Origin of the sequence: Thioclava litoralis, assembly GCF_045278885.1 — a bacterium.
Classification (GTDB): Bacteria; Pseudomonadota; Alphaproteobacteria; order Rhodobacterales; family Rhodobacteraceae; genus Thioclava; species Thioclava litoralis.
This window is the reverse complement of sequence record NZ_CP135443.1, coordinates 1121089-1132957: the sequence shown is the minus strand read 5'-3', so window position 1 is coordinate 1132957 and position 11869 is coordinate 1121089. Positions and strand designations below refer to the sequence as shown.

13 protein-coding genes are annotated in these 11869 nt (G+C 55.5%); 4 read left to right on the top strand and 9 right to left on the bottom strand.

Going from position 1 to position 11869, the window contains the following annotated elements:
• The first annotated feature begins 6 nt into the window (after positions 1 to 6).
• Entirely contained in the window at positions 7 to 3144 is a 3138-nt protein-coding gene (locus tag RPE78_RS05620) for a type I restriction endonuclease subunit R (RefSeq protein ID WP_406721460.1), read from the top strand.
• Between the two features lie 136 nt (positions 3145 to 3280).
• On the opposite strand, the gene RPE78_RS05615 is transcribed toward RPE78_RS05620, so the two are convergent.
• The 6 genes from RPE78_RS05615 to RPE78_RS05590 form a co-directional block, all read right to left on the bottom strand.
• Positions 3281 to 3568 (bottom strand): HigA family addiction module antitoxin, encoded by a 288-nt coding sequence (locus RPE78_RS05615; protein ID WP_043751556.1) that lies wholly within the window; start codon positions 3566 to 3568, stop codon positions 3281 to 3283.
• A gap of 11 nt (positions 3569 to 3579) precedes the next feature.
• Positions 3580 to 3861, bottom strand: coding sequence for a type II toxin-antitoxin system RelE/ParE family toxin (locus tag RPE78_RS05610; protein ID WP_406721459.1), 282 nt, complete (start codon positions 3859 to 3861; stop codon positions 3580 to 3582).
• A 31-nt stretch (positions 3862 to 3892) separates the two neighbouring features.
• The gene (locus tag RPE78_RS05605) at positions 3893 to 4348 is read right to left on the bottom strand and encodes a DUF6634 family protein (protein ID WP_406721458.1); all 456 of its coding nucleotides are present in this window, start codon (positions 4346 to 4348) and stop codon (positions 3893 to 3895) included.
• Positions 4305 to 4781 carry a hypothetical protein gene (locus RPE78_RS05600; RefSeq protein WP_406721457.1) on the bottom strand — a complete coding sequence of 159 codons (477 nt, stop codon included), beginning with the start codon at positions 4779 to 4781 and terminating at the stop codon, positions 4305 to 4307. Before RPE78_RS05600 ends, RPE78_RS05605 begins: the two co-directional genes overlap by 44 nt.
• Positions 4782 to 4884: 103 nt before the next feature.
• Positions 4885 to 5115: a hypothetical protein gene (locus RPE78_RS05595; protein WP_406721456.1), complete on the bottom strand. Its 231-nt coding sequence runs from the start codon at positions 5113 to 5115 to the stop codon at positions 4885 to 4887.
• A gap of 3 nt (positions 5116 to 5118) precedes the next feature.
• Positions 5119 to 5682, bottom strand: coding sequence for a hypothetical protein (locus RPE78_RS05590; RefSeq protein WP_406721455.1), 564 nt, complete (start codon positions 5680 to 5682; stop codon positions 5119 to 5121).
• Here RPE78_RS05590 and RPE78_RS05585 point away from each other — a divergent pair.
• On the top strand, positions 5654 to 6520 hold the full coding sequence (locus RPE78_RS05585) for a hypothetical protein (RefSeq protein WP_406721454.1): 867 nt from the start codon (positions 5654 to 5656) through the stop codon (positions 6518 to 6520). The two genes, RPE78_RS05590 and RPE78_RS05585, sit on opposite strands and share 29 nt — an antisense overlap.
• On the opposite strand, the gene RPE78_RS05580 is transcribed toward RPE78_RS05585, so the two are convergent.
• The 3 genes from RPE78_RS05580 to RPE78_RS05570 all read right to left on the bottom strand — a co-directional run bounded on the left by RPE78_RS05580 (position 6430) and on the right by RPE78_RS05570 (position 9096).
• Complete coding sequence (locus tag RPE78_RS05580) at positions 6430 to 6894, bottom strand: plasmid mobilization protein (protein ID WP_406721453.1); 465 nt, start codon at positions 6892 to 6894, stop codon at positions 6430 to 6432. The two genes, RPE78_RS05585 and RPE78_RS05580, sit on opposite strands and share 91 nt — an antisense overlap.
• Positions 6891 to 7709: a helix-turn-helix domain-containing protein gene (locus tag RPE78_RS05575; protein ID WP_406721452.1), complete on the bottom strand. Its 819-nt coding sequence runs from the start codon at positions 7707 to 7709 to the stop codon at positions 6891 to 6893. Before RPE78_RS05575 ends, RPE78_RS05580 begins: the two co-directional genes overlap by 4 nt.
• 808 nt (positions 7710 to 8517) lie before the next feature.
• On the bottom strand, positions 8518 to 9096 hold the full coding sequence (locus RPE78_RS05570; protein ID WP_406721451.1) for a hypothetical protein: 579 nt from the start codon (positions 9094 to 9096) through the stop codon (positions 8518 to 8520).
• 428 nt (positions 9097 to 9524) lie between these two features.
• Between RPE78_RS05570 and RPE78_RS05565 the strand changes: the two genes are divergently transcribed.
• Positions 9525 to 10175, top strand: coding sequence for a relaxase/mobilization nuclease domain-containing protein (locus RPE78_RS05565; RefSeq protein WP_406721450.1), 651 nt, complete (start codon positions 9525 to 9527; stop codon positions 10173 to 10175).
• A gap of 5 nt (positions 10176 to 10180) precedes the next feature.
• Positions 10181 to 11836 carry a DUF262 domain-containing protein gene (locus RPE78_RS05560; protein WP_406721449.1) on the top strand — a complete coding sequence of 552 codons (1656 nt, stop codon included), beginning with the start codon at positions 10181 to 10183 and terminating at the stop codon, positions 11834 to 11836.
• Positions 11837 to 11869 lie beyond the last annotated feature (33 nt).

Genomic DNA, 11869 nt, shown 5'->3' with positions numbered 1-11869 from the left:
GTCAGCATGATTAGCGAAGACCTCGTAGAACAGGCTGCTTTGGCCATTTTGCAAGAACAGGGCATACCCTATCTAGGCGCAGACGTGATTTCCCCCGACGGGACACATTCCGAACGAGCATCATTTGGTGATGTTTTACTAGTCGGACGACTGGAAAAAGCCGTCACGCGTCTGAACCCCCACATTCCCGAAGGTGCTTGCCAAGACGCGTTGCGCCAGATCACTGGCGCAGCCTCGCAAAGCCTGACCGAAGAGAACCGACGCATACATGCGCTTCTGGTCAATGGAGTGGATGTGGAGTTCAAAGCGGAAGACGGCACGATCCGGGGTGACAAGGTTTGGCTTGTCGATTTCGAGGATCCGCAGGCCAACGACTGGTTGGTGACCAACCAGTTCACCGTGATTGAGGGGAAGTACAAGCGGCGCCCTGACTTGGTTGTGTTCTTAAACGGCTTGCCGGTGGCGGTGATCGAGCTGAAGAACGCTGCAAGCGAGGCTGCTACGATCGAAGATGCCTTCGCCCAGCTTCAAACCTACAAGCAGCAGATCCCATCTTTATTTCGAACAAACGCCGTTTTAGTCAGTTCAGATGGTTTGCTGGCGCGGATCGGCTCACTGACGGCCAATGAAGAGCGGTTCATGCCATGGCGTTCTGTAACTGGTGCTGCGGAGGACTTTACCCCTGAAGGCCCTCAGGAGATGGAGACGCTGCTGAAGGGCGTTTTCGACAAGGCCCGCTTCTTGGAGCTGCTACGGGATTTTACCGTATTTGGTGACACAGGCGACGGCCCGTTCAAGATTATCGCCGGCTACCACCAGTTTTTCGGCGCACGAAAAGCCTTGGCGAACGCAGTCGAGGCTTCAAAGCCTGAGGGTGATCGTCGCATCGGTGTAATCTGGCATACTCAGGGCTCCGGGAAGTCGCTGCTTATGGCCTTTTTTGCGGGCTTGCTGGTTCGAAGCCCCGAGCTTCAGAACCCTACCCTGATTGTACTCACGGACCGAAACGACCTCGACGACCAACTGTTCCAAACGTTCGCGACCACTAAGGACCTGATCCGGCAAACCCCAGAACATGCTGAGAGCCGGGATGAGCTACGCGAGCTTTTAGAGCGCCAATCCGGCGGGGTAATATTCACGACTATGCAGAAATTCGCTCCCGAGAAGGGGGAGGAGCGCTTTCCTGCATTGACTGATCGCCGCAACGTCATCGTGATCGCCGATGAAGCGCACAGAAGCCAATATGGACTGAATGCCAAAGTGAGCGCCAAGACTGGCGAACGAAAGTACGGGTATGCTCACTACGTCCGGCAGGCACTTCCGAACGCCTCATTTGTTGGCTTTACCGGCACTCCAATTGAGACTGCCGATGTAAACACACCTGCAGTTTTCGGCGGCTATGTTGATATTTACGACATCACGAGAGCGGTCGAGGACAAAGCTACGGTTCCCATCTACTATGAAAGTCGCTTGGCTCGCATCGAGTTGGACGAAGACGAAAAGCCCAAGATTGATGAAGAAATCGCCGCCATCCTGGAAGACGATACCCTATCGGAGCAGGAAAAGGCTAAAGCCAAGTGGAGCACGGTTGAAGCGCTCGTCGGCGCAGATAAGCGCCTGAAGCAGGTCGCCGCGGACTTGGTCGAGCACTTGGAGGCTAGGACAGCTGCTTTAGGCGGCAAAGCCATGGCGGTTTGCATGAGCCGCCGTATCTGCGTTGCCCTTTACAATGAAATCGTCAAGCTGCGTCCGAAATGGCACTCGGACGCTGATGAAGCTGGAGCCGTAAAAGTTGTTATGACCGGCTCAGCATCCGATCCTCTGGAATGGCAGGAGCACATCGGCAACAAGAAGCGCCGAGACGACTTGGCCAAACGCGCGCGTACGCCGGATGATCCGTTGAAGCTTGTGATCGTGAGAGACATGTGGCTGACGGGTTTCGATGCACCAAGTATGCACACAATGTATGTCGACAAGCCTATGCGCGGGCACGGTCTGATGCAGGCCATTGCACGCGTCAACCGAGTTTTCAGAGACAAGCCGGGCGGGCTGGTGGTCGATTACATCGGCATCGCCCAGAACCTTAAGGATGCGCTTTCGCAGTACTCTGATGCGGATCGAGAGCGAACCGGAATTGACGAAGAGCAGGCGGTCGCCTTGCTCGCCGAGAAGCTCGATGTAGTGCGTAGCATGTTCAACGGCCACGACTACAGCCTGGGGCTCAGCGGCAGCGCACAAGCCCGATTGAAGGCCTTAGGCGATGCCGTTGACTGGATCGTTGGTCAGCAGACCAACAAGGCTCAAACCGCGTCGACAGAAGCTGAAAAGAAGAAGCAGCTATCACGCTTTCAGGATGCCAGTCTTGAAATGTCACGTGCTTTTGCGCTCGCATCTTCCAGCGACCTCGCAAAATCTGTGAAGGATGAAATTGGTTTTTTCCAAGCTGTTCGCGCGGCGATGGCCAAGACATCAGCGAAAGGCAAACTGTCGTCACGGGCAAAGAACTTTGCGATAGAGCAACTTGTTAACAAGGCCGTCGCCGACGCCGAAATCGTCGATATCTTGAAGGCTTCCGGTATCCAGACCCCGGATATTTCCATCCTTTCAGATGACTTCCTGCTGGAAGTTCAATCTATGGAGCGAAAAAATCTAGCTCTGGAAGCGCTCAAGAAGCTGCTCAACGGAGAAATTAAGAGCCGAACCAAGCGCAACGTTGTTGAAAGCCGTGCATTCAGCCAGCGACTTGAGGAAGCCGTCGCCCGTTACCATGCCAACGCCATCTCGACGGTCGAGATGATTCAAGCCCTTATTGATATCGCTAAAGACGTCAAAGCCTCCGCCATGCGCGGTGAAGCTGAAGGGATGTCAGATGATGAACTGGCGTTCTATGATGCTTTGGCACAAAACGACACCGCCGTTGAAGCAATGGGGAATGAGCAACTACGTATCATAGCCCATGAATTGCTAGATCAAGTGCGCCGCAACGCTACGGTCGACTGGCACAAGAAGGAAAGTGCGCGGGCCAAGATGCGGATTCTCGTACGACGCATTCTTCGGAAATACGGCTATCCTCCTGACCTATCGAAAGAAGCTATTCAAACCGTCCTAGAACAGGCCGAAGCGCTGCTGCACGAGATCACATGACATAAAACCTTGCCGCCCTTGGCGGCAGCCGCCTTTCCGTCCCCTGCCTTGTGGGGGCGATGTCCTCCAAGGCGGCGGGGACCAGGCCCGACCCGCTCGCATCACGACGGGCCGTAGGGACGGGTCTGGTCCCCGCTCAGGCCACCAAAGGTTCGATTTCGGACACGTCAATCTGCTGGATGGCGGCGTGCATGTCGAAATTGGTCTGCATGTTCATCCAGTATTCTGGGGTCGTGTTGAATACGCGAGCAAGGCGCAGCGCCGTGTCCGGCGTCATGCTCGTCGCACCCTTAACCAGCCGTTCGATACGGGTCCGCGGAACGCCGAGTCGACGGGCCAGTCCGATCGCGCCGATATCGAGCGGATCAAGATACAGCTCTTTCAGGACTTCGCCGGGGTGCATCGGATCGTGAAGCAAACTCATGACGTCTCCTTTCAGTGGTAATCGACGATCTCCACTTCGGCTGGTCCTTTCGGAGTCCAGACGAAGCAGATGCGCCATTGGCCGTTGATCCGCACCGAGTGCTGCCCGGCACGATCTCCCTTCAGTTCCTCGAGGTTGTTGCCAGGAGGGAAGCGTAGGTCTTCCACCGCAACAGCCGCGTTCAGCGCCGTGAGCATTGCCCTCGTGCGCTTCACGAGATCGGCGGGAAACCCTTTACCGTACTTTCCTTGCAAGGCGTTCGTGGCAAGTTTGCCCTTGGCGCTCTGGATCATGATAGGTATGTATCACGACGTGATGCATGTGTCAAGGTGTGATACATTTGCGCTGCGCCCCTTCTCGCCAGATATTTCGATGTGTCTCCAGACGGGCCGCCGTCGCAGCCAGCGCTCGACCTACAGCGCCCTCCGGTCCTGGGATGTCCCCGACCACTTCGCACACAGCACCAAGCCGATACCAGCGGCTGAAGGATCGAAGCCAACCTTTTGAAGTACCGAAATCGTAATGGAAACCGATCACTGGCGACGTCGTGACCCATGGATCAGAAATCGTTGGGTGGCCGCTCAGGTCTCCTTCAGCGCGGATGGCGTCACCCTCGCGCTTGATAAAGAACCAGTTCTGAAGGAGCGGAGCATCTTCCAGGTCGGAAATTTGCGGCCCAGCTTCTGCGGCTTCGATCGCAAGGAGCAGGGCCTCTGGGGGAACCTGACCAATCATATCAACCTGTTTCTCCCTTGCCGTAGAGCCTTTCGATTTCAGCAAAGAAAGCTTCCTCGTCGAGTTCGAACTCCATGCGTTCCATGGGGCGCAGATCATAGGCCAGCACTTTCATGATCACCATGTTGATCGAGAGGGCGTCCTCGTAGGAGCGTGCCGACGGAAGCTCCACATGAAGGTCGTAAGTTCCGTCGTCTCGTGCTGCGATGCGGATCGACCCCTCTTGGGCCTCGCTATCGATCACCACCGCTCCGTCCTTTTTCAGAGCTTTGCAGCGTGTGACGGTCCGGCAATGTTCAAGAACCGGCGGCAAAGAGTCCAGAAGCAACTCCAGCGCATCGGATTTTCCGGGCGGATTGAGGTGGTGCGCACGGGTGTTCTCGATGAGGAGAAAAGTGCTGCCAAAAATCTCTCGGATCGCGTTCTGTGTCGTTCGTGCCTCTTGAGCACGTTTCGCTGACTTGGTTGACCTGACCATGAAGTGGCCTCCTTGCTGATTTAAGGTGACTAAGGCCCATCTTGAGGCGAGCTACTCGGGCTGGTAGCGCGCCGCCTTGGTGGGGGGAGGTCTGGATCGACTTTCACCTCCTGAACCGGAACCCGCGCGGCTGTTTTGCCTCCGGCTCCGGCTCCGGCTTTGGTTCCGTGGCCTGTAAAGACTGCTCCAAGCCGTTCAAGGACTCGTGCAACTCCTTCTGCAAGCGCGCGAGCGATCTCTCTTGCTCGATCAATCTCCTCATGCAGTCTTCCACGCCTTTGCCGAGCTCTTCGACGCAGGACAGCAACTCGCGCTCCAAGTTCGTCAGGGTCATTTTCTACTCCTCTCGCTGAAGACAGATGCGCCCAGCCCCGGCCCCCAGCGGACAGCGTGTCGGCACGAGGCCGGGCGGCAGGACGATCAATTCGCCAAGGCCGCCCACGCCCCGGATCGTCCGGCTGCCCAGCAGCGCCTCGGGCGGTTGCAGCTGTAGCGTCGGCGGGGGCTGTCGGGCGGCGATCATCATCGTCACCGCCACGAACGACCCGCTGAGTGTCAGTGCGGCCATCACTCCGCCCACCAGTGCCACCCGCGCCAGCGTGTGCCGGGTCAGCAGCCGGTCGAGCCTCAGGCTGCGCGCCTGAAGCGCTTCGATCCGCTCCTCGACCGCGTTCAGGGTCTCGACCGTCTCGCTGTTCAGGCGGTTTAGCCATTGCCGGGTCTGGCGCTCGAACCCGGCCGTATCTCTCGTGATTGTAGAGAAGGCGCTTCTGGCGCTCTGCGTCCACGCGCCGCTCAAGCTCTGCAACTGGGATTCCAGCGAGTCGAGCTGAGAGGCCAGCAGGCTGTCCATATTCGCCTGGATGCGCCGGTTGAGTTTGCTCTGCGGTCCAGTTTTCATCAAAGATCGCTCCTTTCAGACGCCAGCGCTCCCCGCTGTCCGGGTCGAGTATGGTGAGGTAGGCCTTGCCCTTGCGGGGCAGCTCGAAGCCAATCTCGGTCAGCGCCTCGATCATCGACGCGCGGTCCCGGATCGCGCCGATCGCGATCTGGCCGTCGATCCAGGCGTTCAGCTGCTCGCGCGTGGCGGCGCGGGCGGGTTCCTCCGACAGGGCCTGCGTTTGCCGGGCGCGCGCCGGGTCGAGCGGATCGGCCCAGCCGTGCCGTCGGTTCTCCAGATCCACGAAGGCACTGAAGGCCGCCTCGTGGCCGGGCGGCGCGATATTCAGGCTCTTGCGGGTCGACAGCTCCATGCGGGGCATCAGGAAGTGCAGCTCGACGCGACCGGCGTGGGTGTGGCGTACCCAGAGCATGTCGAACTGGTCGGCCTCCAGCCCGGCGCAGGCGAAGTCCTCGAAGCGCTGGATGACGGCACGCTGCTGCTCTTCGGTCGGCGCGTCCTCGGCGGCGAAGCTGATGACACCGCTCTTGTAGCGCCACTGGTGCGGTACCGCGTCGATGAGCGCCTGCATCCTCGCAGGCGTACCTTCGACGACCTCGGGCAACGTGGCACGCCGATCCCAGACCTGCTGCCCGCGCTCGTCCCGGATCGCGTTCCGGTGCTCGTCGTAGGCCTTCACCGTCTCGGCGACCAAGTAGGCAACGGCGGGGGCAGCCGGTCCCTGGCCATGGGGAAAGAACTTCACCATCATGAGCGTCCGTCCTCCCGCAGGCCGTCCAGCTTTCGCTCGATGGCGACCAAGCTGGCAGCGATGGCCAACGTATCCAGCCGATCGTAGACCTCGAGCTTGCGCGCCGCGTTGAGCGCACGGGCCATCTGGTTGAGGTTGGCCCCGATACGCGACAGGGCGACCAGCAGATCCGGGTCGGCCTCGGGAACCACCTTCCGATGACCGGAGCGCACCAATGGCAACCGCTCCCGAAGCAACTCGGCGAGCGGACGCCGGGCGCTGCGGGCTTCCACCTCAAGGCGGGCCTTCTCCGAAGCAGAGCATCGGAACGCGATGGTTTCGGTCAACGGCTCGGCGTATTTGGGCGTCCTGCTCTTGGCGGGGTTCGAAGGGGCGGCAGGCCCCTCGCATGGTCCCGTGTGCAACACGGGTGACCTTGCTGTCTTTTGATCAAAGCGGACACGTTGCTGTGGATCTGTCATATCACAGCTCCTGCGCAGGCAACAAAGCGGCGAGGCGCAAACTCTTCATAGCCCGGGCTGGCGAAGGTCAGATGAGATCGGCCTTCCCTGCGGATCAAGTCACGCAGGGATTGGAGCTGCTCCCGCCATCGAGCGCTCCCTTCCGGCGCGGGCGTTCGACCTGGGAGCCAGAAACCTCGGTGACGCCCGTGATCGGATATCGGGAGACATCGCTCCAATGAGGCCAAGCCCTCTCGCGACAGGCGGTCATCCCAATCGCGCGCAAAGCATATGTCGCGAGGAACGAACGTCAGGCCACCCGTTGCGGCGTCTGCCTTGCCGGATTGCCCCCTCTCAGGCAAATCCGGCGTGGCAGCACGCTGCGGTTCTTTTCTAAATTCTTGTTCTCTGTTCGGGGGACATTTCTGTCCCGCTGTGACGGACAGGTCTGTCCCTCTATCAGGACAGGAATGTCCCCCTTTGCCCTGCTTTAGAGGGACAAGTTTGTCCCCCTCACGACGTCGCTCGGCAGCTCGACGCATGACCGCTTCTGTGGGGCGATAGCGAGAAGACGAACCCTTGTTGGTTCCTCTCTGGACGATCAGGTACCCGGCAGCTTCAAGAGCGTTGATGGCACGCTTCACGCTTTTGGCGCATTTGCCAATTGCGCTGCCGATCGTGGCGAATGTCGGGAAAGACTCGCCTGTGTCATGATCGGCATGGGAAACGGCCAGATAGAGCGCCACCCTCAGCGCGCCATCGCTGAGATCGTGGTCCAAGACAAGCTCCTGGAGGTATTGCAGCTTGATCGTACAGAAGCGCGGCAACTCAGACATGGCGACCTCCCGAGATTGCTCTGAGAGGGAAGCTCTGGTAGGGTGCTCTGAAGAAGATTTTCCAATTGCCGTTGAGGTGGGTGGCCGCCCCCTCAACGGTTTTTATTTGCCCTGTCTTGATCCCCGAGCGGTTTACAGGCGCCTCGTAACCCATTGATACTAGGGCGTGAACAAACGGGGTCCGTTTACGAAAAAAACCTTTGTTTTCAATGTTTCCAGACGGATTGCAAATCCGTGTACACCGGTTCGATTCCGGTACTCGCCTCCAAAATCCTACTTAAGACAATGTTTTCATTGTGTTTTTTGAAGGATCGGCAAAGAACCCATCTTCTCTTCTGTGATCATATGCGGCAACATAAGGCAGCATAAGACTTCTCAGCGATTCATCCACCTTTCGCATCCAGAGGTACAGGACTTATCCAGCCCGCAAAAATATGCGATTTTTGTTCCTGATAAGACGCTTTGAAACACAGTCACCTGCCTGTGTTTCATCACCTGCGGTGAACAGCGTCTCGCGCGGTCTGGAGCCTTCGTCCCTTGACCGCAACTGATTCAATTTCCCGCCAGAGGCTCATCTCCCCTCCAGCAGACTGGGGGGAGTTGAACCACTGTGCGCCATTGAATGCAGTTGCCCTCAACCTCTTTGGCTAGCAACTGGTTTCAGACGTCAATTAGTTCGAGCAGCTTCGCAGTGGTACGGCATGACAAATCCACGCAAAGTCGCAAACTGAACCGCACTCAACCACCGCGATGCACCTGCTCGGCTGAAAGTGTCATTCCCCACTTCCAAATCGGTATTATCGTTAAGTTACTGGAAAATGGAGAGGAGCACTTGTACTGTAAAGAAAAGTCCAGGAATAGCAGCAGAAGATATCCCGATCACATACAGTATAAAAACTACAAATGCTGACTTTCGATTGCAGTATCTGCTTTCCACGTTGAAAAAACTACTCAAAACATCAGCATGAATCTGTTGATCTTGTTCCTCTCGCGCCTCAGAATATGCAAGTGAGAGGCTTGGAGAACTGTCTCGATCCAACCACGGAGCATACCGAATAAGATCCGATGCGACATTAGGTCTACGGCGCTTGATTGTGAAAACCATAGTCCTCAATCTTCGAGCGGACGCTCGATCCAATTCACTATTAAAGAATTCCTCAATTGATCGATGGCGTTGAATTGTTTTAGGGGCGCGAATTCTGAATATTATCGTGCCAAGACCAATCAGAACGGCTCCCATGTAGAAGAAATTGAGTCGAGTTATCATGTTGAGCTTGAGAAATTCACTCAACCCACTTGATGGAGCAATAGCTTCACCTTCCGCAGGCACAACTCCCCCATGAGAAAACCCATCCAAACCCACACCCAAATCAGATATGAATGCCATTATTTGATCATTGTACAGAATAGCGTACCCAATAAATGGCATCAAAATTGATATAGAGGCCAGAGGAGAAGAGCCGACCGAGCGAAGATTCTCCCAGTTAACCAATCTATGCCAACCACTATCCGAATTCCGAGCGCCACCGCCCAATTCCGACCTCTCCACACCCATTAAAAAATATCCAAGGTTCTGTTGTCACGACTATACTCCCCACCGACAGTATAATCGGGCGTATTAAGCTCAGGAGCAATCATGGAAGTAGCTATAATTACTTGATGGATAGATTTTGCTGCGCTTGACTTGTCCCGAAGAATTCTTTGAAAATTCATACTGCGCTCAGGCTCCATAGGCATTGCACTATACCGCCTGTGCGTCGCAATCGCGTCGTCCCGCCATGCGCGCCAAAGCGAAGATCACGGAGAGGATCGGTTATGATAGGCAAGATCCGCAAAGGAGCCGACTTCGGTCGGCTCATGGACTATCTAATGCGGGACAACCGAGGATCGGTCTTGGCGCTGCACAACCTGGCTTCCGATAGTCCAGAGGCAGCGGCGTCTGAAATGGCTGTCGCTGCGGCGTTGAGCGCGCGGACGAGCAAGCCCGTCATGCACATCAGCATCAGTTACGCGAGGGATGAGGCTCCAACAATGGACGAAATGCAGGACGATGAGCGGAACCTATTTGCCCCAGTCTATAAGGCGGAGCTGAACGAGGATGAACAGCGGGTCGCAGTCATGCTGGATGACGCATCTACGCTGAAGTGGTGGCATCGCAACGCAGTCGGGGCCTATGGCCTTCAGGGCTGGCGGCGTGGGCGGATTTACCCTGACTTCCTTTTCGCTGTGAAGCGTGCCGGTGAGGATGGCGAAGTCGTCGCATTGGAGACCAAGGGCGACCATCTTCAGAATGATGATACAGACTACAAGAGCGCGCTGCTACAGGCTTTAACTGATGGTTTCGCATGGGACGACGCGACTCCCGTGGGCCAGTTGGAGTTGAGAAACACCGGTGAAACTGTGCGCTGTGAACTTGTTTTGATGAAAGATATTAAGGCTGATTTGCCTAAATTAATTCGAGGGTAAAAAAATTGGAAGCACGCTCAAAATCAGTTGAAGATTGGTTCGCTATGATCCGTGGCGCTCAGGTAACTTTACCGAGGTTCCAGCGATTTGAAGCATGGCGCCCCAACCAAATTGAAGGAATTTTGGAAAATATCCTTCGCACTCCGTCTCTACCTGTTGGGGCCTTGTTGGTACTCGAAGTTGGAGACAAGGAGCTATTTCATTCCCGCCCGATTTCCGGTGCCCCTCAACCCTCCGGATTGCCTCAATTAAACCTGCTAGACGGCCAGCAGCGTATGACAGCATTGTGGAAATCACTAAATGATTTGTACGATGATTTTACTGTCTTTGTATCTTTAGAAGACGAAGATACGCCGGATGTGCAAATCGTCAAAAGGTACTACAATAAAGCTGGAAATCGCATGCCTGCATGGGCAAATGAACCAAAAGCGACCTATGATCGGAAGTTATTCCCGGTTTCAATCCTGTGCCCTGGCACCGAGGGCGAACAACGGATGGATGCATGGGCAGATCAAGCAGATACCGATAAAGCTACCGATCGCACCATAAACAAACTACGTCATCGACTGGCTGGATATATGGTCCCGTTTCTTTCTCTGCCCGTAACTACAGAGCAAGAAACGGCTCTAGATGTCTTCATTAACATGAACACGTCGGCAACACCGCTGAAAGACTTCGATATTGTAGTGGCCCAACTCGAACGAACTGCGCGCGGTTCACTTCATGAAATGATCGACGATTTGCGTGAAAAGGTTCCCGCAGCAACTGAATATGGTAGGTTGGAAGATACTGTTCTTGCGGTCGGCGCGCTGCTGAATGGAGAGCCTCCATTAAAGCGAACCTACCTCGACAAAAGCTTTGGCGGCAAACTTGCTGACGTATGGGATGATGTGGTCCTTGGAATCTCAAGATCCGTTGACTTCCTTAGGGATGAAGGAATTTTCAACGAAAAATTGCTGCCTACAGAAGTGATTACTTACTTGTCTGCTGCGCTTTGGTCCGGCGTACCTGAGGATGGTGCAGATGAAGAAGGTTGGGCGCGAACGGTAATCCGAAAAGCGATTTGGCGCGCAAGTTTTACAGATCGCTATTTGAAAACCGCCAGCACCCGAGCATTTGCAGACTTTAAGCGTCTCAAAAAACTTGTAGCCGACCCAAAAGCCAAAAAATTGCCGGAGCTTTTCGATGAAGAACTAAATCCGCTACCGGATGTATCGGAACTCTCACGAGCAGGATGGCCAAGCCGCAAGGATCGGCTTGGGCGTGCTGTTATCGTCGTTTCTTTGTCGGCGGGAGGTTATGATTTTGCTGATGGTGCGAAAGCTACAGCGAAGAATGTCAAAAAACGAGAATATCATCACGTTTACCCAAAAGCTCTGATCTCAGACGATTTCTCGGAACAAATGGTCAATTCCGCCCTCAACTGCGCATTGATCTCATGGAAAACCAATCGAAAAATTGGGGCAAAAACGCCAAAAGATTATCTTGATGAACGCGCCAAGGATGCCAAGGCGACAGAGGATGAAGTCCGTCACCGCCTTAGCAGCCACTTGGTGCCATATGATCAACTAATCTCCGGAAACTACACTGCATTTATTGATGCCCGAGCAACAATACTTCATGAAAGGATAACAAAACTCGCAAACGGCCAAGCCATTTAATCCACAGTTCTGCTGAGATTTGCACAACAGGTG